Source organism: Pseudarthrobacter sulfonivorans, from assembly GCF_031454915.1.
Classification (GTDB): Bacteria; Actinomycetota; Actinomycetes; order Actinomycetales; family Micrococcaceae; genus Arthrobacter; species Arthrobacter sulfonivorans_C.
In genome coordinates this window covers 180,727-202,897 of the sequence record NZ_JAVDRS010000010.1, presented here as the reverse complement: position 1 = coordinate 202,897, position 22,171 = coordinate 180,727, and the positions used below count along the sequence as shown (strand labels likewise).

20 protein-coding genes and 1 pseudogene are annotated in these 22,171 nt (G+C 65.4%); 15 read left to right on the top strand and 6 right to left on the bottom strand.

The window, feature by feature from the left end:
• The first annotated feature begins 10 nt into the window (after nucleotides 1–10).
• The 5 genes from J2808_RS19860 (at nucleotide 11) to J2808_RS19840 (ending at nucleotide 3,599) form a co-directional block, all read left to right on the top strand.
• The gene (locus J2808_RS19860; RefSeq protein ID WP_309820087.1) at nucleotides 11–673 is read left to right on the top strand and encodes an NUDIX hydrolase; all 663 of its coding nucleotides are present in this window, start codon (nucleotides 11–13) and stop codon (nucleotides 671–673) included.
• Entirely contained in the window at nucleotides 673–1,656 is a 984-nt protein-coding gene (gene xerD / locus J2808_RS19855) for a site-specific tyrosine recombinase XerD (RefSeq protein ID WP_309820085.1), read from the top strand. The genes J2808_RS19860 and xerD overlap by 1 nt, the downstream gene beginning before the upstream one ends.
• Before the next feature lie 120 nt (nucleotides 1,657–1,776).
• On the top strand, nucleotides 1,777–2,280 hold the full coding sequence (locus J2808_RS19850) for an RNA polymerase sigma factor (RefSeq protein WP_309820083.1): 504 nt from the start codon (nucleotides 1,777–1,779) through the stop codon (nucleotides 2,278–2,280).
• Nucleotides 2,281–2,282: 2 nt separating this feature from the next.
• Complete coding sequence (locus J2808_RS19845; protein ID WP_309820081.1) at nucleotides 2,283–3,056, top strand: hypothetical protein; 774 nt, start codon at nucleotides 2,283–2,285, stop codon at nucleotides 3,054–3,056.
• Between the two features lie 57 nt (nucleotides 3,057–3,113).
• Nucleotides 3,114–3,599, top strand: a complete 486-nt coding sequence (locus J2808_RS19840) for an 8-oxo-dGTP diphosphatase (protein WP_309820079.1) — start codon at nucleotides 3,114–3,116, stop codon at nucleotides 3,597–3,599.
• A gap of 151 nt (nucleotides 3,600–3,750) precedes the next feature.
• Here the strand turns inward: J2808_RS19840 and J2808_RS19835 are convergent, their stop codons facing one another.
• Genes J2808_RS19835 through J2808_RS19820 form a run of 4 tightly spaced genes read right to left on the bottom strand, consistent with a single transcriptional unit; the run spans nucleotide 3,751 to nucleotide 8,034 of the window.
• The gene (locus J2808_RS19835; protein ID WP_309820077.1) at nucleotides 3,751–4,890 is read right to left on the bottom strand and encodes a bifunctional 2-methylcitrate synthase/citrate synthase; all 1,140 of its coding nucleotides are present in this window, start codon (nucleotides 4,888–4,890) and stop codon (nucleotides 3,751–3,753) included.
• 35 nt (nucleotides 4,891–4,925) lie between these two features.
• Nucleotides 4,926–5,831: a methylisocitrate lyase gene (gene prpB, locus J2808_RS19830; protein ID WP_309820076.1), complete on the bottom strand. Its 906-nt coding sequence runs from the start codon at nucleotides 5,829–5,831 to the stop codon at nucleotides 4,926–4,928.
• 33 nt (nucleotides 5,832–5,864) lie between these two features.
• Nucleotides 5,865–7,385, bottom strand: coding sequence for an MmgE/PrpD family protein (locus tag J2808_RS19825; RefSeq protein WP_309820074.1), 1,521 nt, complete (start codon nucleotides 7,383–7,385; stop codon nucleotides 5,865–5,867).
• Nucleotides 7,378–8,034 (bottom strand): GntR family transcriptional regulator, encoded by a 657-nt coding sequence (locus tag J2808_RS19820; RefSeq protein WP_309820111.1) that lies wholly within the window; start codon nucleotides 8,032–8,034, stop codon nucleotides 7,378–7,380. Before J2808_RS19820 ends, J2808_RS19825 begins: the two co-directional genes overlap by 8 nt.
• A 168-nt stretch (nucleotides 8,035–8,202) precedes the next feature.
• Here J2808_RS19820 and J2808_RS19815 point away from each other — a divergent pair.
• Nucleotides 8,203–10,107, top strand: a pseudogene (locus J2808_RS19815) (acetate--CoA ligase); the annotation flags it as partial.
• Here J2808_RS19815 and J2808_RS19810 read toward each other — a convergent pair.
• Both J2808_RS19810 and J2808_RS19805 read right to left on the bottom strand, forming a co-directional pair.
• Nucleotides 10,104–10,817, bottom strand: a complete 714-nt coding sequence (locus tag J2808_RS19810; protein WP_309820072.1) for a response regulator — start codon at nucleotides 10,815–10,817, stop codon at nucleotides 10,104–10,106. The pseudogene J2808_RS19815 and the gene J2808_RS19810 overlap by 4 nt on opposite strands.
• Entirely contained in the window at nucleotides 10,810–12,453 is a 1,644-nt protein-coding gene (locus J2808_RS19805; RefSeq protein ID WP_309820070.1) for a sensor histidine kinase, read from the bottom strand. Before J2808_RS19805 ends, J2808_RS19810 begins: the two co-directional genes overlap by 8 nt.
• Before the next feature lie 140 nt (nucleotides 12,454–12,593).
• Between J2808_RS19805 and J2808_RS19800 the strand changes: the two genes are divergently transcribed.
• From J2808_RS19800 to der, 9 genes are all read left to right on the top strand, one after another.
• Nucleotides 12,594–13,940, top strand: coding sequence for a cation:dicarboxylate symporter family transporter (locus J2808_RS19800; protein WP_309820068.1), 1,347 nt, complete (start codon nucleotides 12,594–12,596; stop codon nucleotides 13,938–13,940).
• Nucleotides 13,941–14,193: 253 nt separating this feature from the next.
• Nucleotides 14,194–15,093 (top strand): ParA family protein, encoded by a 900-nt coding sequence (locus J2808_RS19795; protein ID WP_309820066.1) that lies wholly within the window; start codon nucleotides 14,194–14,196, stop codon nucleotides 15,091–15,093.
• A 7-nt stretch (nucleotides 15,094–15,100) separates the two neighbouring features.
• A complete protein-coding gene (locus J2808_RS19790) occupies nucleotides 15,101–15,913 on the top strand; it encodes a segregation and condensation protein A (RefSeq protein WP_309820064.1) in 813 nt (270 codons plus the stop codon).
• Nucleotides 15,910–16,596, top strand: a complete 687-nt coding sequence (scpB, locus tag J2808_RS19785; protein ID WP_309820062.1) for an SMC-Scp complex subunit ScpB — start codon at nucleotides 15,910–15,912, stop codon at nucleotides 16,594–16,596. The genes J2808_RS19790 and scpB overlap by 4 nt, the downstream gene beginning before the upstream one ends.
• Nucleotides 16,597–16,707: 111 nt before the next feature.
• A complete protein-coding gene (locus J2808_RS19780; protein ID WP_309820060.1) occupies nucleotides 16,708–17,964 on the top strand; it encodes a pseudouridine synthase in 1,257 nt (418 codons plus the stop codon).
• 3 nt (nucleotides 17,965–17,967) lie between these two features.
• Nucleotides 17,968–19,077, top strand: a complete 1,110-nt coding sequence (locus J2808_RS19775; RefSeq protein WP_309820058.1) for a prephenate dehydrogenase — start codon at nucleotides 17,968–17,970, stop codon at nucleotides 19,075–19,077.
• Entirely contained in the window at nucleotides 19,077–19,790 is a 714-nt protein-coding gene (gene cmk, locus J2808_RS19770; RefSeq protein WP_309820057.1) for a (d)CMP kinase, read from the top strand. The genes J2808_RS19775 and cmk overlap by 1 nt, the downstream gene beginning before the upstream one ends.
• A 28-nt stretch (nucleotides 19,791–19,818) precedes the next feature.
• The gene (locus J2808_RS19765; RefSeq protein ID WP_309820110.1) at nucleotides 19,819–20,514 is read left to right on the top strand and encodes a lysophospholipid acyltransferase family protein; all 696 of its coding nucleotides are present in this window, start codon (nucleotides 19,819–19,821) and stop codon (nucleotides 20,512–20,514) included.
• A complete protein-coding gene (gene der / locus J2808_RS19760) occupies nucleotides 20,511–22,061 on the top strand; it encodes a ribosome biogenesis GTPase Der (RefSeq protein WP_309820055.1) in 1,551 nt (516 codons plus the stop codon). Before J2808_RS19765 ends, der begins: the two co-directional genes overlap by 4 nt.
• Nucleotides 22,062–22,171 lie beyond the last annotated feature (110 nt).

Below are 22,171 nucleotides of genomic sequence, written 5' to 3'. Positions count from 1 at the left end.
GGACGGCGCGATGCCCGGTACACCTGAAACGATCCCAGCTGCAGAGCAGGTTTCGGATGCGCCGAGTCCGCGCCGTCTTCTGTCTACGGAGAAGGTCTATGAAGGCCGGATCTGGGACGTCGTGAGTGACAGCTTCCAGCTGAGTGAGGCCGGCGAGGCGCTGACCCGCGACTACATCGACCACCCCGGCGCCGTCGCGGTCCTGCCGATGAACAACGCCGGCGAGGTTCTGCTCATCAGGCAGTACCGCCATCCCGTGGGCATGGACCTCTGGGAAATCCCGGCTGGCCTCCTGGACGTTGAAGGCGAGGACTTTGTCGTCGGTGCCGCCCGGGAGCTGGCTGAAGAGGCTGACCTCGCGGCCGCGCGATGGAACGTCCTGGCGGACTTTTTCAATTCGCCCGGGTCATCCAGCGAGGCCATCAGGATCTACCTCGCCCGTGACCTCACGGAAGTGCCCCACCACGATCGCCATGAGCGGACCGATGAGGAAGCGGAGATCGAATTCCACTGGATCGCCCTGGACGAAGCCGTGGCGGCTGTCCTGGGCGGGCGGCTGCACAACCCCTCCGCCGTCGTCGGGATCCTGGCAGCGGCAGCAGCGCGGGCGGACGGCTTCGCCGGACTGCGCCCCGCAGACGCAGCCTGGCCTGCGCACCCCAGCCAGCGCTGATGACGGCCACCCCGTCAGCGGAAGCCGCAGCGCCGCCTGTCCGCCCGCAGACCGCCGTCGACCGCGCCATCACCGTGTATCTTCAGCACATGGGCGTCGAACGGGGTTTGGCAGCCAACACGCTCGCCGCCTACCGCCGCGACCTTGCACGGTACTCCCGGTATCTGGAGACACAGGGCTGTCTCGCTCCGGACCAGATCACCCGCCATCATGTGACGGGGTTCGTGATGGCCCTCAACGACGGTTCTGACGGCGGCACGGCGCTGGGTGTCAGGTCCGCGGCCAGGACCGTGGTTGCGGTCCGAGGACTGCACAAATTCTGGGCGCTGGAAGGTCTTACGACGACCGATCCCGCCAGCGATGTCCACCCGCCGATGCCGGGCAAAAGGCTGCCCAAGGCCATCAGTGTGGATGAAGTCACGCGGATCCTCGAAGCTGCGGGTACTGACACCGCCACGGGACTGCGGGACCGGGCACTGCTCGAATTCCTTTACTCCACCGGCGCCAGGATCAGTGAGGCCGTGGGCCTGGACGTGGACGACATTTCCCTGCAGGAGGCTGAGTCAGGGCCCGCGGTGGTCCGGCTGTTCGGCAAAGGGTCCAAGGAACGGCTCGTGCCGCTCGGCTCCTATGGCGCCCGGGCACTGGACGCGTACCTGGTCAAGGGCCGCCCGCTGCTGGCGGCCAAGGGCAAGGGCACCCCGGCGCTGTTCCTGAATGCCCGCGGGGGAAGGATCAGCCGGCAAAGCGCCTGGACCATCCTGAAGGCAGCAGCGGACAAAGCCAACATCACCAAGGACGTTTCGCCGCACACCCTGCGGCACTCCTTCGCTACGCACCTGCTGGAGGGCGGCGCGGATGTCCGCGTGGTGCAGGAACTGCTGGGCCATGCCTCCGTCACCACCACGCAGGTCTACACCCTGGTCACCGCGGACACGCTCCGCGAAATCTACGCCGCCGCCCACCCGCGAGCATTGGGCTGACAGCCGGGTCCGCCCTGATTTGTGGTCCGGCAAAAATATCTTTGCCTGTGTGTAAGAAACACGGCACCGCGGGACACTTAGTGGTTAACAACAACACCATCTGATGCCCGGGGGAACACTATGCTGGCGGCCAGCGAACCTGACTTTATTGACCTGCACACTCAGCATTTCACGCGGGTCTATCGCTATATTGCCTATCGCATCAACGATTTGCCGCGCGCCGAGGAACTGGCGGCGGACGTCTTCAGGATCGCGTGGGAAAAGCATCCGGCGGAACCGCCCGGAATAGGCTGGCTGCTGGCGACTGCCCGGAACGTGCTCAGCAATGAATACAAAGGCCGCCGCCGTCGCCTCGAACTCATCGAACGTCTGAAGGACCAGGCCCGCAGCCAGGCTACGGGCTCCAGCAGCGAACAGCAGGCAGCCGTGGCCGAGGTCCTGCTGCGGCTCAGCGAGCGGGACCGGGAGGTCCTGATGCTCAGCTACTGGGACGATCTGACCACCGCTGAACTGGCGCAGACATTGGGGTGTTCCCCTTCCGCCGCGGCTGTCCGCCTGCATCGGGCACGCCGTGCATTTGCCAACGTGGCCCCCGCGCAACTGATGACCGAACGGAAGGGCTAGTCATGGACCGGATCGAACAGCTCATGAAGGACGCAAAACCGCGCGTGGCGGAACCACGCACCGCTTCGGCAGCCGCCGCCCGGTCGATCGTCTTTTCTGACGACCCCAATGTGGTGCAGCTGTCCGGGCCCAGGCCACCACGCCGGACGGCTGTCCGGGTTGCCGTGGCCGCCCTTGCGGCTGCAGCGGTGATGGGTGGCGTGGTGGTGGCCGGCGGCATGCGCGGACCGGAGATGGTGCCCGCGCCCGCAGGCACCAGCGAAGCCACTCCCACACCGACAGCGACTCCCACACTGACGGCCACAACCGAAGCCAGCCCCACGCCGGCGCCCAGTCCCTCGGCTACCGGGCCCGCAGTCCCGAGCACCGGCGGGGTCCCGTGCACCGTGGCCAACATCGACCAGCTCATGCAGACCCAGGCGCCCGCCATTAAGCCGATTCCCGAAACGGAGCAGCACTACTACACCGTGCTTGGGTGCGCCGACGGCTGGTTGGCCTATTCGATTTCCGACGATGGGGTCAGGGACCTTCAGCTCGACGGGGGCAACGCCTGGTACCACATCGCCCGGCTGCAGAACGGCCGCTTCCTCTTTGATGTACAGGCGCCGTGGTCCACAGTGTTCAGTTGGAAATTCCAGGCCTTGAACAACGACGTCTCGCAAAACGGCAAACGTGTGACTGCGCAGGAAGCGATGGACAAGGAGTTTGCGCAGAAGGGGATCCCTGTGGAACTTCGGCCCCAGCTTGTGGGGGAAGGCCCGGTGGACGCCGGCTGAACGTTGGAATCCGGGGGGACCGCTGGTAGCCATGCCAGCGGCTATAGGGTTGAGGGCATGACGTTTACCCCTGTCACGCTGTGTTTCCTCACCCGGCAGTCCGCCGGCGTGTCCCAGGTCCTGCTGGGAACGAAGAAGACCGGCTTTGGACTCGGCAAGATCGTAGGACTCGGCGGGCATGTTGAACCGGGGGAGACGGACGAAGAAGCTGCCTGCCGGGAGGTACAGGAGGAAGCCGGGGTGGTGGTCCGTGAAGCGGACCTCCGCGACGCCGGTGTGGTGATCTTCGACTTTCCGGCCCGGCCGGAGTGGAACATGACCACCCGCCTGTTTGTGGCGGAGCGCTGGGACGGTGAGCCGTCCGAAAGCGCGGAGATCCGGCCGGAATGGTTCGACGTCGGGGCCTTGCCTGTGGAGCGGATGTGGCAGGACGCTGCGCACTGGCTGCCGCTGGCGCTGGGCGGGTCCTTGCTGCGGCTCACGGTGGTCCTGAACGATGACAACGAGACCGTCCGCGAAGTGCTGGACTACTCCACCCGCTGAGGCCGCTGCGCAAACGGCGGGCCGGCCACCCAGATGAGGTGACCGGCCCGCCGTCGGGCGTTACCAGTAGCGGGAGCAGGTCGGGAGCCGGTTGGGCCCACGCCGGCGAGGGACCCGAACCGAGCTTGCGAGGTTTGGGAGCCGGTGGGGATTACGGAACGTGCCGCTCTTCCGGTCCGTTGTATTCGCTCAGCGGCCGGATCAGCGAGTTCGACGCAGCCTGTTCCATGATGTGCGCGGTCCAGCCGGTGATGCGGCTGGCCACGAACAGGGGAGTGAACGTGTGGGTGTCGAAGCCCATGAGGTGGTACGTGGGGCCGGCGGGGTAGTCGAGGTTCGGCTTGATGGCCTTGGCCTCGTCCATGGCCTGCTCAAGGCCGTTGTACAGCCCCAGCAGTTCGGGGCGCCCGTAGTGGGCGATCATCTTGTCCAGCGCGGCCTTCATGGTGGGCACGCGGGAGTCACCGTGCTTGTAGACGCGGTGGCCGAAGCCCATGACCTTTTTCTTCTGGGCCAGGGCGTCCTCCATCCAGGCTTTTGCCCGGGCGGCGGCCTGGTCCAGGGACTCTTCGGACCGGATGCCGATTTCGTCGAAGGTGTGCATCACGGCCTCGTTGGCTCCGCCGTGCAGCGGACCCTTGAGGGCGCCGATAGCAGCCGTCACGGCCGAGTGAAGGTCAGCCAGGGTTGAGGTGACCACCCGGGCGGTGAAGGTGGAGGCGTTGAAGGAGTGCTCGGCGTACAGGATCATCGAGACGTTGAAGGCATCCACAACTTCAGGGACGTGGTCTTCGCCGAAGGCCATCCAGAGGAAGTTTTCCGAGTAGCCCAGGTCATCCCGGGGTTCCACCAGTTCCTGGCCCCGCCGGCGGCGCTGGTCGTAGGCGACCACCGCCGGCATGGCAGCGAAGAGATCCACGGCCTTGGCCATGTTGGCCTCGGGTGACGAATCCTCGGCCAGCTCGTGCCGGGCACCTATGACGGACGCCGCGGTCCGGCAGACATCCATCGGGTGGGCAGTGGTGGGCAGCGTGTCAATAACCTGTTTCACCACAGGATCGAGCGCACGGCCGGCGCGCTCGCGGGCGGAGAATGCGGACAGCTCTTCAGCGGTGGGCAGTTCGCCGTTCCAGAGCAGGTAGGCGACCTCCTCGAAGCTGCACCGGGCGGCGAGCTCCTGGACGGGGTAACCGCGATACAGCAACGAGTTGGTGTCGGGGTTGACCTTGGAGACCGCGGTGTAGTCCACCACGACGCCGGCCAGGCCCTTCTTGATATCTTCAGCAGCCATGTTGAACTCCTTCGTTCTTTCGGGTTTCCCGGGTCCTAGCGGACGCCGGGAATCTGGAAGTTGAAAACGCCGGTATCGAATTGGTTGTAGGCCTCGTAGTCCACGAGGTCATAGAGACGCGCACGGGTGAGCATGTTCTCCACCTGTGCTTCCTGGGACCCTGTTGCCTTGATCGATTCCAGCGTACGCTCTGCAGCCCCCATGGCAATGCGTAGGAGCGTGACCGGGTAGATCACCATGTTGACGCCCACGGACTGCAGCTGGTCAACGGTGAACAGATCGCTCTTGCCGAACTCGGTCATGTTGGCCAGGACCGGCACGTCCACGGCATCACGGATGGCCTGGAACTCGGACAGGTCCTTCATCGCCTCCGGGAAGATGGCATCGGCGCCGGCCTCCACCAGGGCCCGTGCCCGCTCCTGGGCCGCTTCGATCCCCTCCACGGCCCGGATGTCGGTCCTGGCCATGATGAGGAAGTTGGGGTCCCGGCGCGCATCCGCTGCAGCACGGATGCGTTTGGTGGCGGTGTCCAGGTCCACTACGTTCTTGCCGTCCAGGTGGCCGCAACGCTTTGGGTTGAATTGGTCTTCGATGTGGCAGCCGGCCAGTCCGGCGTTCTCGAGTTCCTGGATGCTGCGGGCCACGTTCATGGGCTCGCCGAACCCGGTGTCGGCGTCCACCAGGCAGGGCAGGTCAGTCATGCGGGCGATCTGCCCGGCCCGGGTGGCGACCTCGGTCAGGGTGGTCAGCCCGATGTCCGGCAGGCCCAGATCGTTGGCCAGCACGGCACCGGAGATGTACACGCCGGCGAAGCCCTTTTCCTCAATCAGCCGAGCCGAGAGCGGACTGAAGGCGCCGGGGAACTGCTGGATGGTGCCGGAGGCGAGCATCTCGCGCAGGGCGAGGCGCTTCTGCTCCGGGGTTGTCTTCGAGTACAGCATGGGTTCTCCCTGTCGGAGGTCGGAACGAGGAACCTAGAAAAGGCCGGCGGGCGCGTTGCTGAGGTTGATCACGCCGGGGGCAGCGGTGATGTTCAGCTGGTCCAGCTCGCCCGGGCCCAGGTCCGGAAGGCTTTCGGCGGCGGCGAGGAAACGTTCGATTTCCTCTTCGGCCACGAGACCGGCCGCCAGCGTGCGGAACTTGTTGATGTATTGCTGGCGGGCGAAGGGCCGGGCGCCGAGTGGGTGGGCGTCGGCTACGGCGATCTCATCGGTGATGACAGTGCCGTCGTTCAGGGTAATCTCCACGGATCCGCCGAAGGCTTTCTCGGCGATGTCCAGCGAGTGGTAGCGGCGGGTCCATTCGGCATCCTCCACCGTGCTGACCTTGTTCCACAGCTCCACGGTATCGGCCCGCCCGGCACGATCCGGGGCGTAGGAATCGACGTGGTGCCAGGAACCGTCCTGCAGGGCGACGGTGAAGATGTACGGGATGGAGTGGTCCAGTGTTTCGCGGCTGGCCGTGGGGCTGTACTTCTGCGGATCGTTGGCACCGGACCCGATCACGTAGTGCGTATGGTGGCTCGTCTTGATCAGGACCGACTTCACGTTGGCGGGGTCAGTGGCCTCCGGGTGCTCCTTGTGCAGCTTGCGGGCCAGGTCGATCCAGGCCTGGGCCTGATACTCGGCGGAGTGTTCCTTGGTGTACGTGTCCATGATGGCGCGCTTTGCCTCGCCTGCTTCGGGCAGCGGAACCTCGTAGGAAGCCTCGGGGCCGTCCAGCATCCAGGCGATGACGCCGTCTTCGCCTTCGTAGATCGGCACCGGCGAGGTCTGGCCGCGCATGGAGCGGTCCACTGCCTCCACGGCCATCTTGCCTGCGAATGCCGGTGCGTGGGCCTTCCAGGTGGAGATTTCACCCTTGCGGGACTGGCGGGTGGCGGTGGTGGTGTGCAGCGCCTGGCCGACCGACTGGAAGATCGTCTCCACATCCAGGCCCAGGAGCGTGCCGATGCCGGCCGCGGCGGACGGGCCGAGGTGGGCAACGTGGTCGATCTTGTGCTTGTGCAGGCAGATGGCCTTGACCAGGTTGACCTGGATTTCGTAGCCGGTGGCGATGCCGCGGATCAGGTCCTTGCCGCTGGCTCCGACATGCTGTGCGACCGCGAGGATGGGCGGAATGTTGTCGCCGGGATGTGAGTAGTCGGCAGCAAGGAACGTGTCGTGGTAATCCAGTTCCCTGACGGCGACGCCGTTGGCCCAGGCTGCCCATTCGGGGGAGACCCGGTCCGTGATGCCAAAGACTCCCGAGCCCTTGCCGTTGGTGGTGGGTGCGTGGGTCAGGGCCTGGGCGCGGGCGGCGACGATCGGCCCGCGGTTCAGGGAAGCGATGGCAACCGATGCATTGTCGATGATTCGGTTGATGACCATTTCGGTGACCTCCGGGGTCACCTCGACGGCGTCGGCGGCAACTTCTGCAATCTTGTGGGCCAGCTGGTCTTCCCGGGCGAGGTTCTCTTCGCTCTTGTAGACACGGACGTGGTTGAGCTTAACCATGGTGCTCCTCATTCGGTGAGTGGGTGGCTTTGACGTGGGAAAGGCTGCGGTGCAGATGCAGCGTGGTGGCTGCTTCAGCGAGCCTGGGGTTGCCGGCGGCGATGGCCCCGGCGATCGCGGCGTGTTCGGCCGCGGCCGCGTGCAGGCGCGGAGCGTCATCGGCAGCGAGGCGGCGGACACGGACCAGGTGGACCCGCAGGCTGCGCATCGCCTGGGCGAGGTAGGAGTTGGAGATGGCAGCGTCGATAGCCTCATCGAGGCGGCCAACCAATGCGTAGTACTCGTGCCGGGCGGGATCGTCCTGGCTGATCAGCTCGGACGCCCGCAGGAGGTCGGCGTGGAGTTGCTCGAACACCGAGCGCTCGCCGCGTTCGGCGGCCAGTGCTGCGGCCCTGCCCTCCAACGTTTCGCGGAGCTCGAACATCTCGTCGATGTCGTCCAGGGAGATATCGGTGACGACGACGCCGCGGCCGCCTGCCGCCGTCGTGAGTCCTTCTGCGTTCAGCCGGCTGAGCGCCTCCCGGACGGGGGTGCGGGACACTCCGAGGCGTTCGGACTGTTCCACTTCGGCAAGGACAGTTCCGGGCGCGATGCGCCATTCGATGATGTCTTCGCGAAGTGACGCATAGGCTTTGTCGCTGGCTCGCAAGGTTCCTCCCCTCATTCCGTGGATGATGCCAGTGTATACACAGATCTCCTCGTAGCCCAAGGTTTCGGTAGAAACCGCCAGAAATGCACGACCCATGTATACAGAAGCCTTGTCCGGAGCGCGCTCCCGGCATAGCATGGAACGCAGGATGTCAGAGTCGACAGGAGCGCAGCAATGGCGAACACGAACTATCGGGATACCTATGCACGGAGCCTGGAGCAGCGGGAGGACTTCTGGCTGGAGGCGTCAACAGCGGTGACATGGACCAAGCCGCCCGTTGCGGCGCTGGATGACTCCGCAGCACCGCTCTACCGATGGTTTCCTAAGGCCACGCTCAACACGGCCTACAACGCCCTCGACCGCCACGTCGAAGCCGGCCGCGGTGACCAGACCGCGCTCATTTTCGACTCCGCCATGCTGGGAATCAAACGCAGCTATACCTATTCCGAACTGACCGGCCTGGTGGCACGGTTCGCCGGAGTGCTGCGCTCGCAGGGTGTGGGCAAGGGCGACCGCGTGGTCATCTACATGCCCATGATTCCCGAAGCCGCGATTGCCATGCTCGCGACGGCGCGATTGGGGGCAGTCCATTCGGTGGTGTTCGGCGGCTTCGCACCCAAAGAACTGGCAGCGCGGATCGACGACGCCGGACCCTCTGCCATTGTCACAGCGTCGGGCGGGATTGAACCGTCACGGCATGTGGAGTATCTCCCCGCCGTGGCCGAGGCGCTCGCCTTGAGCGGCGCCGGCGCGTTGCCGGTCATCGTCAAAAGCCGCGAAGGCTTCGCGGCCTCGTTGGAGGACTTCCCGGGATGGCTCGACTGGGACCAGACTATGGAACAAGCTTTTCCTGCGGCCCCCGAGGACGTGGCCGCAACGGATCCGCTGTACATCCTCTACACCTCCGGCACCACCGGCACGCCCAAGGGGGTGGTGCGGGACAACGGCGGCCACGCCGTCGCACTTTCCTGGACCATGGCGAACATCTACGACATCGGACCCGGCGACGTGATGTGGACAGCGTCCGACGTCGGCTGGGTGGTTGGCCACTCCTACATTGTCTATGGCCCGCTGCTGGCCGGTGCCACCACGCTGCTGTATGAGGGAAAGCCTGTAGGCACTCCCGACGCCGGCGCGTTCTGGCGCGTTGTCCAGGACCACAAGGTCAACGTGCTGTTCACCGCACCCACCGCACTGCGTGCCATCCGCAAGGCCGACCCCCAGGCAGCGGAGCTGGCGCGCTACGACATCTCGAGCCTCCGCACGCTGTTTGCGGCCGGTGAACGGCTCGACACTGAAACCTACCGCTGGGCCGGCGCGGTCTTGGGCGTGCCCGTGGTGGACCATTGGTGGCAGACCGAAACCGGCTGGGCCATATGTGCCAACCCGCGCGGACTGGAGGATCTGCCCTTCAAGCCCGGTTCGCCCACTGTCCCCATGCCCGGCTATGCGCTGACCATCGTGGACGGCACAGGCGCACCGGTGGAAGTGGGGGAGGAGGGCAACATTGTCCTCGGCCTGCCTTTGCCTCCCGGCACCTTGACCACGCTCTGGCAGAACGACGACCGCTACGTGTCCTCCTACCTGGCAGCCTTCGAAGGCAGCTACGCCACTGGCGACAGCGGCTACCAGGACGCCGATGGCTATGTCTTTGTCATGGGCCGCACCGACGACATCATCAACGTGGCCGGCCACCGGTTGTCCACCGGAGCGATCGAACAGGTTATCGCCAGCCACCCGGCCGTCGCAGAGTGCGCGGTGATCGGGGTGGCCGACCCCCTGAAGGGGCAACGTGCGAGCGGCTACGTGGTGCTCAAGGCTGGAGCGGACAGCGACGAAGCGGAGCTGGTCCGTGAGTTGGTTGCCTTGGTCCGGAAAAACATCGGGCCAGTGGCTGACTTCAAGCACGCAACAGTGGTGCAGGCCCTGCCCAAGACCAGGTCCGGGAAGATCCTGCGCAAGACCATGCGGCAAATTGCCGACGGCGACGAGTACGTTGTGCCCTCCACGATTGAGGATCCCGAGGTCATCGGGCAGTTGCTCGGGGTGCTCCGGCCGGACGGCGCGGCTTAGGCCCGGTTCCAGCCGTATTCGTTCTCCGGGCGGCCGGGCGTGCCGTAGCGCGGGGCACGGGTGACGATGCCGGCGTCGGCCAGGTATTCGAGGTAGCGGCGGGCCGTCACCCGGGACATGCCCAGCGCCGCCATGACCTCGGTGGCCGAAACAGCGTCCGAATGCTGTTTCAGGTATTCCTTGACGGAGTCGAGTGTGGAGACGGACAGGCCTTTCGGCAGGGGCAGTTCCGACGGCGCCCGAAGGCTCGCGAACGCCTGGTCCACGTCGCTCTGGGATGCCCCGGTTCGGCCCGCCCCGGGCTCCGGCGTGGCCAGTTGCTGCCGGAACAGCCGGTAGCTGGTGAGCTTGTCCGCGAACGTGGCGTAGGTGAAGGGCTTAATCAGGTACTGGACCACGCCGATGGCCACGGCGCTCCGGACGATCGCGACTTCACGGACAGCCGTGATGGCGATGATGTCCGCAAGGATCCCCGCGGAGCGCATCCGGCGGGCAATGTCCAGGCCGTGCAGGTCCGGGAGGTTCATGTCCAGCAGGACAAGTTCCACCGGCTCGCCGGAGGCGGAGAGCTCGGTCAGGAGCCTGAGGGCGGACTGGCCGTCGGGGGCGGTGCCTGCCAGCGTAAACCCCGGCATCCTGCCCACGTAGGCTGCATGCGCGGCCGACGCCACCGGTTCGTCTTCCACCACAAGGACGCGGATATCACTCACTGGATGGGTCCTTTATGTTGTGATCGGTAGCCATGGCGGGCAGGAAGACACTGAAGATGGCCCCGTCCGTTCCCGAGATGGCCATCGTACCGTCCAGCCGCTGCACGGCCTGCTTGACCAGCGCCAGGCCCACACCCCGGCCGAAGGGTCCGGCCTTTTTGGTGCTGAACCCGTGCTTGAAAATGTGGTCCACGGCGGCCGGATCAACCCCGGACCCGGAATCCCGGACGGTAATGTCCAGGCCTTCGGCGTCGGACTCCACACTCAGCTCCACCTCCTTCGGTGCGGCACCTCCGGCCGCTGCGTCGATGGCGTTGTCCAGCAGGTTGCCCACGATGGTAACGAGGTCCTGTACGGCCAGGCCCTCTACCGACGCCGCACCCTGGGTCCGCAGCGTCAGTTTGACGCCCCGTTCGTTGGCTTCCGCCGCTTTGCCCATGACCAGGGCGCTGAGTACGGGCTCGTCCAGGGAGCTGACCATTTCGTCAGTGAGTTGCTGGCTGAGTTCGAGGTCCCGCGTGGCGAACTCCAACGCCTCGGAGGTCCGGCCAAGCTCCAGCAGGGACACCATGGTGTGCAGGCGGTTCGCATGTTCGTGGGTCTGGGCCCGCAGCGCATCCGACAATGTCTTCATGGTCTCCAGCTCGCTGCCGAGGGACTCAATCTCCGTGCGGTCGCGGATCGTGGCCACGGTGCCGTAGACCTCCGGACGCCGTTGACCGGGGGAGTCCGGGCCCACTGCCGGGCCCTGGTTAACCACCACAATGCGGGGCCCGGTCAGGTGGATCTCGTCATGGGCCTGGCGTCCGGATTCAAAAAGGTCCTTAATGCTTTCGGTCACAGGAAGCTCGGACAGGCTCAGCGGCCGGGACGGATCATCGCCCGAAGTGCGGCGGGGCAGGCCCAGCAGGTCTGCTGCCTGATCGTTGTACATCACCACCCGGCCCTTGGTATCGATGAGGATCAGGCCCTCCCGGACGGAGTGGAGCACCGACTCGTAGTAGGCAAACAGCTGGGCCAGCTGTTCGGGACCCCACCCTCTGGTCACCCGGCGCAGGTAGCGGCCCAGCAGCCACGAAGCCAGCGAGCCGCCCACCAGAAGGCCACCGCCGATGGCAAGCAGCGCCGGAAGCCGGCTGGAAAACGCAACATCCACGGTCCGGACGGTGACGCCGGCAGCAACCAGCGCTTTGACCTTGCCGGCCGGGTCGAGGACCGGAACAATCGAGCGCACCGACGGCCCCAAGGTGCCGGCGGTGACTTCCGTGAAGACTTCACCGCGCAGGGCTGCGTCGATGGAGCCGATATAAGGCCTGCCGATTTCCTCATCGCGTGGATGGGTCCAGCGTGTCCGGTCCGGCGCCATGATGGTCAGGAACTCCGCATCGGCCCCCTCCATGACTTTCAGGGCATAGGGCTGCAGCGCCGCCGATGGATCCGGTTGATCCGCTGCCTGCAGCACCAAGGGGTTGGCGGCCACCGCCGCGGCCACCCCAGTCATCCGCCGTTCAGCCTCGTCATAGGCGCGGTCCCGGGCATCGAGGAAGGTCGCGGTGCCCACGATTGCGATGAAGGCCACAACGATCAGCAGGTTGGCCACGAACAGCCTGCGGGCGATGCTCCAGCGGTGGATCATCAGTACCTCCTATGACCAATATGACCGCAACGGTGAGCTGCGTCACGGTGTGCCCAATGATGGATATCACACCGGACCGACGCGATGAGCCCAGAGATTGTGCCGCAGCGTCTACCAGATTATCCATAAGGAGACACATCATGGCTTCTCAACGAGGAGAGTCGCTCGGCACCGTGGAGACGCGGCGCAAGGGCCTGGACAAATCGCACTACCTTTACATAGCCGTTATTGCCGCCGTCATCCTGGGCGCCGTCGTCGGCCTGTTGTTCCCCGAGGTCGGCAAGTCAATGAAGCCCCTCGGCGACGGCTTTATCAAGCTCATCAAAATGATGATTGCACCGATCATTTTCTGCACCATCGTCCTGGGAATCGGCTCCATCGCCAAAGCCGCAACGGTCGGCAAGGTCGGCGGCCTGGCCCTAGGCTACTTCGTCGCCATGTCCACCTTTGCCTTGGGTATCGGCCTGGTGGTCGGCAACCTGATCCACCCGGGGGAAGGCCTGAACCTCACGCCTTACGACCCTAACAAGAAGGCGGAAGTAGACAGCACCGTTGCCTTCCTCCTGGGCATCATTCCGGGCGACATTCCGGTTCTGCCCACGCTCTTCGCCGCCATCCTCGTAGGCTTCGCCCTCCAAAAGATGGGCCCACAGGGAGCTCCTGTCCTCAAGGCCATCGGCCACGGCCAAGTGCTGGTATTCCGCATCCTCATCATGATCATGTGGCTTGCCCCCGTCGGAGCTTTCGGTGCCATCGCTGCCGTCGTCGGAGCCACCGGCTTCCAGGCGATCGTAAGTATGTTCACCCTGATGGCCGCTTTCTACATCACCTGCGCACTGTTCATCGTCATCGTCCTGGGTGGCCTGCTCAAGGTGGTTACCGGCGTCAACATCTTCAAGCTCATGAAGTACTTGGGCCGCGAGTACCTCCTGATCTTCTCCACCTCCTCCTCCGAGGCAGCCCTTCCCCGCCTCATCGCCAAGCTGGAACACCTGGGGATCTCCAAGCCCGTCGTCGGCGTCACCGTCCCCACCGGCTACTCCTTCAACCTGGACGGCACGGCCATCTACCTGACCATGGCGTCCCTGTTCGTGGCCAACGCCATGGGCACGCCGCTGGATCTCGGAGCGCAGATTTCCCTGCTGATCTTCATGATCATTGCCTCCAAGGGTGCCGCTGGCGTCACCGGCGCCGGCCTGGCCACTCTGGCTGCCGGTCTCCAGGCGCACGCGCCCCAGCTGCTGGGCGGCGTGGGCATGATCGTTGGCATCGACCGCTTTATGTCCGAGGCCCGCGCACTGACCAACTTCACCGGCAACGCCGTTGCCACCGTGCTGATTGGGACCTGGGTCAAGGAAATCGACAACAAGCAGGTCGGCGAAGTTCTCTCGGGCCAGGCTCCCTTCGACGAGCAGACCATGATCGCAGGACACGGCGAGCCGCAGGCCAAGGCCTCCGAGGCCCAGCCCGCCCTGGCCAACGCTTAGCCGGCAAAACGACGCCTCTGAACAAGGCGCGAAGCACATCAGGATCCGTCCGTACAGCCCCGGCTGCACGGGCGGTTTCTGCGTCCGCCAGCCTAACCTTCGACCTCTAGTAGAAGGTCAAGGCTCAGAAAGCGCGCAATGTCAAGTTCCGTCGAATACCGTGTCGGGGCCTGTAGCCTAGGTGAAAAGCAGGATCGGCGCTGGATTACCAGCGGCAGGAAAAATCACCGTCATCGAAAGTGTGGATAGATACGTGAGCAGCGAACAGGGTTCGGCAACTCTGGAAGGCACGGAACTCGATCTGGAAGACGCCGTGATGGGTCCCACCGGGCGCCCCCACCGCGAATTCCCTGAACCTGCGCCGCTGTCCTCCCACGGTCCCGCGCGCGTGATCGCCATGGTCAACCAAAAGGGTGGCGTTGGCAAAACCACGTCCACCATCAACCTGGCGGCGGCCCTCGCCGAATACGGCCGCAGGGTGCTGCTGGTTGACTTTGACCCCCAAGGTGCACTGTCTGCCGGACTCGGCATTAATCCGCACGAATTGGACCTCACGGTTTACAACGTCCTGATGGACCGCAAGGTGGATATCCGCGACGCCATCCACCAGACCGGCGTCGAAAATGTCGATCTGCTGCCGGCCAACATCGACCTCTCTGCCGCCGAGGTTCAGCTGGTCAATGAGGTGGCCCGTGAGCAGGTGCTGGACAGGGCGCTGAAGAAGGTTGAGGACGACTACGACGTCGTCCTCATCGACTGCCAGCCCTCGCTTGGACTGCTGACTGTCAACGCCCTGACTGCCGCGCATGGCGTAATCATTCCACTGATCTGCGAGTTCTTTGCCCTCCGGGCGGTGGCCCTGTTGGTGGAGACTATCGACAAAGTCCAGGACCGGCTCAACCCCCGCCTGCAGGTGGACGGCGTCCTCGCCACGATGTATGACGCCCGGACGCTCCACAGCCGCGAAGTCATCGCCCGCCTGGTGGAAGCCTTTGGCGAGAAGGTCTTCGAGACCGTCATCAAGCGCTCCATCAAGTTCGCCGATGCTACCGTGGCAGCCGAGCCGATCACCAGCTACGCCGGCAACCATATCGGAGCCGATGCCTACCGCCGCCTGGCCAAGGAACTGATTTCGCGCGGCGGCGCACCCTAGCCAGGCCGTGGCTGAGTCCAAGCCCGGCTTTGAGGTGCGGCTGGCCAACTTCACGGGTCCGTTTGACCTCCTGCTGGGCCTCATCGCCAAACATCAGCTGGATATCACCGAGGTGGCCATTGCCACTGTCACCGATGAGTTCATCAAGTACACCAGGAAGCTCCAGAAGCTGGGCGAGGAATGGGCACTGGACGAAGCCAGTGAGTTCCTCGTCATCGCAGCCACGCTTCTGGACCTCAAGGCGGCACGGCTCTTGCCGGCCGGCGAGGTGGAGGACGACGAGGACATCGCCCGGCTGGAGGCCCGCGACCTCCTTTTTGCCAGGCTGCTCCAGTACAAGGCGTTCAAGCAGGTGGCCGCGCTGATGGCCGGCACCCTGGAACAGGAGGCGCAGCGGTTTCCCCGGCAGGTTGCCCTGGAAGAGCACTTCGCCGCGATGCTTCCGGAACTGGTGTGGAAGCACACGCCCCAGCAGTTCGCGCGGCTGGCTGAAGCCGCACTGCAACCGAAGGCGCCAGAGCCTACCGAGGTGGGTCTGGCGCACCTGCACGGCAGTGCCGTCAGCGTGAAGGAACAGGCGGAGATCCTGGGCCTCCGGCTTCAGTTGGGAAAGCCGCTGTCCTTCCGCACGCTGATCGCCGACGCCGACTCCACCCTGGTGGTGGTGGCCCGGTTCCTGGCGTTGCTGGAGATGTTCCGGGACAGGGCGGTGTCATTCGACCAGGTGTCGCCGTTGGGGGATCTCACCGTGCACTGGACCGCAGACGGCAGGGACTGGTCCACAGAAAACTTGAGCGAAGAATATGAGGAGCAACCGTGACTGAGGACTTTTCGGCCACACCCAGGGCAGGTGCCCCGGACGGCGCCGCGCAGGAGGTTCCGGACGTCCACGCCCTTCCCGGGGGTGCGAAGGCCGCCCTCGAGGCGGTCCTGATGGTCCTGGACCAGCCGGCCACCGCCACTGAACTCGCCACAGGACTCAATCTGACGGTCGCCGCCGTTGAGCAGTTGCTGGCGGAACTGCAGCGGGAGTATAGCGGCTATACTGTTAAAGCCCCGAACATGGACGATGCCAGCGTTGCTGGTTTCAGCTCCAGCCCCCGGGGTTTTGAATTGCGGAGCATCGCCGGTGGCTGGCGGATCTATTCCCGCGCGGACTTCGCCGACATTGTCGGGCAGTTTGTGCTGGAGGGTCAGACGGCCAGGCTGACGCAGGCAGCACTGGAAACACTTGCTGTCATCGCGTATCGCCAGCCTGTTTCCAGGGCCAGGGTGTCCGCAATTCGAGGAGTCAATGTCGATTCTGTCGTACGGACATTGACCCAGCGCGGGCTGATCGAAGACTCGGGAAACGATCCTGAGTCGGGAGCCATCCTCTATAGGACTACATCGTATTTCCTGGAACGGATGGGAATCGGCTCCGTGGCCGAACTGCCTCAGCTCTCACCCCATCTTCCGGGGCTCGAGGGCATCGCGGAGTTCTACGACGCCGACAGAATGTAGGCGGGACATCCCGCCTGCGCACAAGAGTATTCATAAGGGCAGATAAATTCTGCATGGCTGGCTAGGGTTGTTCTTGGACAACTTGCCGGTCAACATATCGAAGGACGGGTCATGACACAGGCGGGACGCCAGGGTTCACCACGTAACAGTTCGGGACGCAACAGTTCAGAACATAATGCCGGACAGGGCAGCGGGAGTCGCAATACGGCGGCAGGCCGCAATCCTGCCCAGGGCGGCAGCGGCCGCCCCAGCGCGGCGGGCGGCGGATTCCGTGCCGGCGCCGCCAAGCGCAACTCCGGTTTTGGCGGCGGCGACCGCCCCTACAAGGCACCGAAGCCGCGCGAAGAAGCTTTCGTTGATCCCGGCGATGCCCCGGCATCGCCGGACGGTCGCGGGGACTCCGGCTGGAAGCCCGCCGCCCCCTCATCGCGGAAGCCTGCTGCCCGGAAGCCGGGTGCCAAAAAAGCGCCGGGCACTCCCGGGGCGCTCAAGCCCAAGCCACGCGCCGGCAAGCCGGGGGCAGCAGCCTCCCGTGCATTTGGCAGCGAACGCTTCGGCCAGAACCTTGGCCCCGTGCGCAAGCCCTCCCGCAAGCGCGGTCCCCGCGGAACCGTTCCGCAGTCTGAAATGCACGACGCCGACGGCACGCGCCTGCAGAAGGTCATGGCCCAGGCCGGCGTGGCCTCGCGCCGCGTCTGTGAAGAAATGATCGCCGAAGGCCGGGTAGAAGTTGACGGCCAGGTGGTCACCGAACTTGGTGTCCGCGTGGACCCCAAGACCGCTGTCATCCACGTTGACGGCCTGCGCATCCAGCTGGACGAAAACCTCGTCTACATGGTCTTCAACAAGCCCAAGGGCGTGGTGTCCACCATGGAGGACCCCGACGGCCGTCCGTGCATCAGCGATTTTGTGCGGAAGACCCACCAGGGCGAACGCCTGTTCCACGTGGGCCGGCTGGACGTCGCCACCGAAGGCCTGCTGCTGCTGACAAACGACGGCGAACTGGCCAACCGGCTGACGCACCCGTCCTACGAGGTCCCCAAGACCTACCTGGTCCAGGTTCGTGGTCCGTTCCCGCAGGGGATCGGCGCCAAGCTCAAGGAAGGCGTGGAGCTCGAGGACGGCTTCGCTTCCGTGGACTCCTTCAAGCTGGTTGACTCCACTCCGGGCCACGTGCTGATCGAAGTGATCCTGCACTCCGGCAAGAACCGGATTGTCCGGCGCCTGTTCGACGCCGTTGGCTTCCCGGTCCTGCGCCTGGTGCGCGTCAAGGTGGGCCCCATCGGCCTGGGCGACCAGCGCCAGGGCAGCATCCGCAACCTTGGCAAGCAGGAAGTCGGCCACCTGCTGGCATCCGTAGGGCTCTGAGGCATGTCCGCATTCCGCTCGCACGGGCGTGGACACCTCAACGGGCCCGTGGTGGTGATTGGTACCGGCCTGCTCGGTACCAGCATCGGGCTGGGCCTCCGGGGCCGCGGCGTGCCGGTGTTCCTCTCTGATCCGTCGCCCACCAACCAGGCCGTGGCCGTGGACATCGGCGCCGGCCAGCCTTTGGAACATCTCGGGAACGAGGTGCCGGAACTTGTGGTGGTGGCAGCACCGCCGGACGTGACCGCGGCCGTTGTGGCGCGGGCGCTGGCCGACTACCCCGATTCGGTGGTGGTGGACATCGCCAGCGTCAAGGCCGCCATCCTGGCGGAGTTGCAGGGCGCCGGGGCGGACATTGCCCGGTATGTGGGCACGCACCCGATGGCAGGACGTGAAAAGTCCGGTCCGGTAGCCGCCCGCGGTGAGCTCTTCACCTCCATGCCGTGGGTGGTTTGCCCGGGCCCGGAGTCTTCCGCGGCCGCCGTGCAGACTGCGCGTTCCCTGGCCGCCGACCTCGGAGCGGTGGTTTCGCAGTTCACGGCTGACGAACACGATGCGGCCGTAGCGCTGGTGTCGCATCTGCCCCAGATCATGTCATCCCTGCTGGCGAGCCGCCTGCAGGGGACACCGCTTCATGCGCTGTCCCTTGCCGGCAACGGCCTGCGGGATGTCACGCGGATTGCCGCCAGCGATCCCACCTTGTGGGTCCAGATCCTGGGCGGCAACGCGGGGAAGGTCGTGGAGATCCTTTACGGTGTCCGCGAGGATCTGAACCGGCTGATCGGAACCTTGGAGGATCCCTTGGCGTCCGGCGCCAGGCTGGACCTGGCCCAGCTGATCAGCGAAGGCAACGCCGGGCAGGCCCGCATCCCGGGCAAGCACGGCGGACCGCCGCAGGCCTACGCATGGCTGACGGTCCTTGTCGACGACAGGCCGGGGCAGATCGCAAAGCTCCTCACCGAAATCGGCGAGATCGGCGTCAACGTGGAGGACCTGAGGCTGGACCATTCCTCGGGGCAGAACGTGGGCATGGTGGAACTCTCCGTGCTGCCAAATAAGCATGACCACCTGATCGAAGCACTTAACGACCGCGGATGGCGGGTACTGCAGTAATGACACAGGAACTTCTCGACACCGTGCTGGCCTTGCGCGTCGGCAGGCCCCTCGTGGTAGCTATTGACGGGCCCTCAGGCTCTGGCAAGTCCAGCGTCAGCAAGGAAGTTGCCCGCAGGCTTCACCTTGCCTACCTGGACACCGGCGCGATGTACCGGGCCTTGACTTGGTTCTGCGTGACAAGCGGAATTGACCTCAGCGACGCCGCCGCCGTGGAGCAGGCTGCCCGGGACCTCGTCCTGGACGTGAGCACCACACCGCTGGAGGAATACGTCCGCGTGGACGGGACCGACGTCACGGATGCCATCCGCGAACCGGTCATCTCAGCAGCGGTCAGTGCTGTGGCCACTACCTTGGGCGCCCGCACTGAACTCATCCGCCGGCAGCGTGCACTGATCGAAAAGCACCACCGCCGCATGGTGGTGGAAGGGCGGGACATCACTACCGTGGTCGCGCCCGGCGCCGAAGTCCGGATGCTGCTGACTGCCAGCGAGGAAGCACGGCTCCGCCGCCGTGGCATCCAGTTGGGCGGCACTCAGAACACGGAGCAGCTCGCTGCCCAGGTCACGCTGCGCGATGCGAAGGATTCCACGGTGGTGAACTTCACCCAGGCCGCCGATGGCGTGGTCACCCTGGATTCCTCGGAGCTGGACTTCGCCAAAACGGTGGACGCCGCCCTGGTGATCGTCACGAAGGTCCTCAACCGTGACTGACGGCGCGCGGCTTCCCTCCGGTTTGACCATGACCTGGAGCCGGCCGGTCGGCTGGATCCTGGACCACGTGGTGTACCGGACGTCCGTGACGGGCAAGCACAACGTCCCCACCGGCGGGCCGGTGATTTTTGCCGGCAACCACATCAGCTTCCTGGACGGGCCGGTCATGTTCGGCGCGTCTCCGCGCCCCATGCACATCCTGGTCAAAAAGGAGATGTTCAAGGGTTTCCTCGGCCGGGTCCTCCGCGCCTCCGGGCAGCTCCCGGTGGACCGTTCCGGGGACCGGGCAGCACTGCTGCTGGGCAAGGACATGCTCGACGCCGGCCGTTGCATCGGGATTCTCCCGGAAGGTACGCGGGGGAGCGGCCAGGCAACGGACATCAACAACGGGGTGGCCTGGCTGGCGTTGAACTCCGGAGCGCCGGTAGTTCCCGTCGCGATCCTCGGCACCCGGAGGGGCGACGAACACCTCGACACGGTACCCAAGCCGGGACGGCGCTTCCACGTCAGCTTCGGCAATGCACTGACACTTAGCCGCAACCCCGGCGAAACAGGCCGTGCTTCAATGGACAGGGCGGGAATGGAAATCCGCGCTGCCCTGGCGGGGCACGTCCAGGAGAGCATCCAACACAGTGGGCAGCCTTTGCCCCACGCGGATTTCCGCACGAACTTCACAGCAGTAGCCGGGACGCCGGCAGATGACCATTTAAGGAAAGCGCAATGAGCGATACGACTCAAACCTCCGGCCACTCCGGCGCCGGCGAAGATGAATACACGCCCACCGGCACGGACCAGGTGGCCGAGCGGCTGGCCGCCATTGGCGACGACGAAGCGGAGATGCGCGCCGCCTCGCTCCGGGCCGGCCTGGCGGACTATGACCTCGATGAGGACGATGCCGCCCTGCTGAGCGGGGACTACGACGACGAGGACCTCGAGGGTCCGGTCAAGCTCGATCCGGTCCTTGCCATCATCGGACGCCCCAACGTGGGCAAGTCCACGCTGGTGAACCGTATCTTGGGCCGCCGCGAAGCCGTGGTTGAAGATACCCCGGGCGTGACGCGTGACCGCGTGATGTACTCGGCGCACTGGAATGGGCGCAACTTCACCGTGGTGGACACCGGCGGCTGGGAGCACGATGCCCGCGGCATCCACGCCCGGGTGGCGGAGCAGGCCGAAATGGCCGTGGAACTGGCCGACGCCGTGCTGTTCGTGGTGGATTCCGCCGTGGGCGCCACCGCAACGGACGAGGGCGTTATGAAGATGCTCCGCCGCAGCAAGAAGCCGGTCATCATGGTGGCCAACAAGGTGGACGACTTCGCCCAGGAAGCGGACTCCGCCAGCCTGTGGGGCCTTGGCTTCGGTGAGCCTTACCCCGTGTCCGCCCTGCACGGCCGCGGCGTGGCCGACCTCCTGGACCACGTCATGGACACCCTGCCGGAGTTCTCCAGGATCGAGGGCCTGGAACGGTCCGGCGGCCCGCGCCGCATCGCACTGATCGGCCGCCCCAACGTGGGCAAGTCATCGCTGCTGAACAAACTGGCAGGGTCCGAGCGTGTAGTAGTGGACAACACCGCCGGCACCACCCGTGACCCGGTGGATGAGTTCATTGAACTCGGTGACCGCACCTGGCGCTTTGTGGACACGGCTGGCATCCGCCGCCGCCAGCACATGGCGCAGGGCGCCGACTACTACGCCTCCCTCCGGACCCAGGCCGCGCTCGAAAAGGCGGAGGTCGCCGTCGTGCTCCTCGCCGTGGACGAGGTGCTCAGCGAGCAGGACGTCCGGATCCTGCAGTTGGCCATCGAATCCGGCCGTGCCCTGGTGCTGGCCTTCAACAAGTGGGATCTGCTCGACGACGAACGCCGCACCTACCTGGAGCGCGAGATCGAACAGGACCTGGCCCATGTGGCCTGGGCGCCGCGGGTCAACATCTCAGCGCTGACCGGCTGGCACAAGGACCGCCTGGTCCCTGCCCTGGACCTGGCCCTGGAGAACTGGGACAAGCGCATCGCCACCGGCAGGCTCAACGCCTTCCTCGGCGAGCTCGTAGCGGCGCACCCGCACCCGGTCCGTGGCGGAAAGCAGCCGCGCATCCTCTTCGGCACGCAGGCATCCAGCCGGCCGCCCAAGTTCGTGCTGTTCACCACCGGATTCCTGGACCCGGGCTACCGCCGCTTCATCACCCGCAGGCTCCGCGAAACGTTCGGTTTCGAGGGCACGCCCATCGAGGTCAACATGCGCGTCCGCGAAAAGCGCGGCAAGAAGCGTTAATTACGACACACCGGAGGCGTGCAGGCGGCAAAGTGTCACTTGCACCCTCCGGAATCGTGTAAGCTTTTCAAGGTGGTTCGGCCGGACTGCTGAGTTGAAATCCTGGCTAA

Coding starts and splice junctions, on each gene's coding strand:
- J2808_RS19860 (WP_309820087.1), top strand. CDS start 11: ATGCCCGGTACACCTGAAACGATCCCAGCTGCAGAGCAGGTTTCGGAT.
- xerD (WP_309820085.1), top strand. CDS start 673: ATGACGGCCACCCCGTCAGCGGAAGCCGCAGCGCCGCCTGTCCGCCCG.
- J2808_RS19850 (WP_309820083.1), top strand. CDS start 1,777: ATGCTGGCGGCCAGCGAACCTGACTTTATTGACCTGCACACTCAGCAT.
- J2808_RS19845 (WP_309820081.1), top strand. CDS start 2,283: ATGGACCGGATCGAACAGCTCATGAAGGACGCAAAACCGCGCGTGGCG.
- J2808_RS19840 (WP_309820079.1), top strand. CDS start 3,114: ATGACGTTTACCCCTGTCACGCTGTGTTTCCTCACCCGGCAGTCCGCC.
- J2808_RS19835 (WP_309820077.1), bottom strand. CDS start 4,890: ATGGCTGCTGAAGATATCAAGAAGGGCCTGGCCGGCGTCGTGGTGGAC.
- prpB (WP_309820076.1), bottom strand. CDS start 5,831: ATGCTGTACTCGAAGACAACCCCGGAGCAGAAGCGCCTCGCCCTGCGC.
- J2808_RS19825 (WP_309820074.1), bottom strand. CDS start 7,385: ATGGTTAAGCTCAACCACGTCCGTGTCTACAAGAGCGAAGAGAACCTC.
- J2808_RS19805 (WP_309820070.1), bottom strand. CDS start 12,453: ATGATCCACCGCTGGAGCATCGCCCGCAGGCTGTTCGTGGCCAACCTG.
- J2808_RS19800 (WP_309820068.1), top strand. CDS start 12,594: ATGGCTTCTCAACGAGGAGAGTCGCTCGGCACCGTGGAGACGCGGCGC.
- J2808_RS19780 (WP_309820060.1), top strand. CDS start 16,708: ATGACACAGGCGGGACGCCAGGGTTCACCACGTAACAGTTCGGGACGC.
- J2808_RS19775 (WP_309820058.1), top strand. CDS start 17,968: ATGTCCGCATTCCGCTCGCACGGGCGTGGACACCTCAACGGGCCCGTG.
- cmk (WP_309820057.1), top strand. CDS start 19,077: ATGACACAGGAACTTCTCGACACCGTGCTGGCCTTGCGCGTCGGCAGG.
- J2808_RS19765 (WP_309820110.1), top strand. CDS start 19,819: ATGACCTGGAGCCGGCCGGTCGGCTGGATCCTGGACCACGTGGTGTAC.
- der (WP_309820055.1), top strand. CDS start 20,511: ATGAGCGATACGACTCAAACCTCCGGCCACTCCGGCGCCGGCGAAGAT.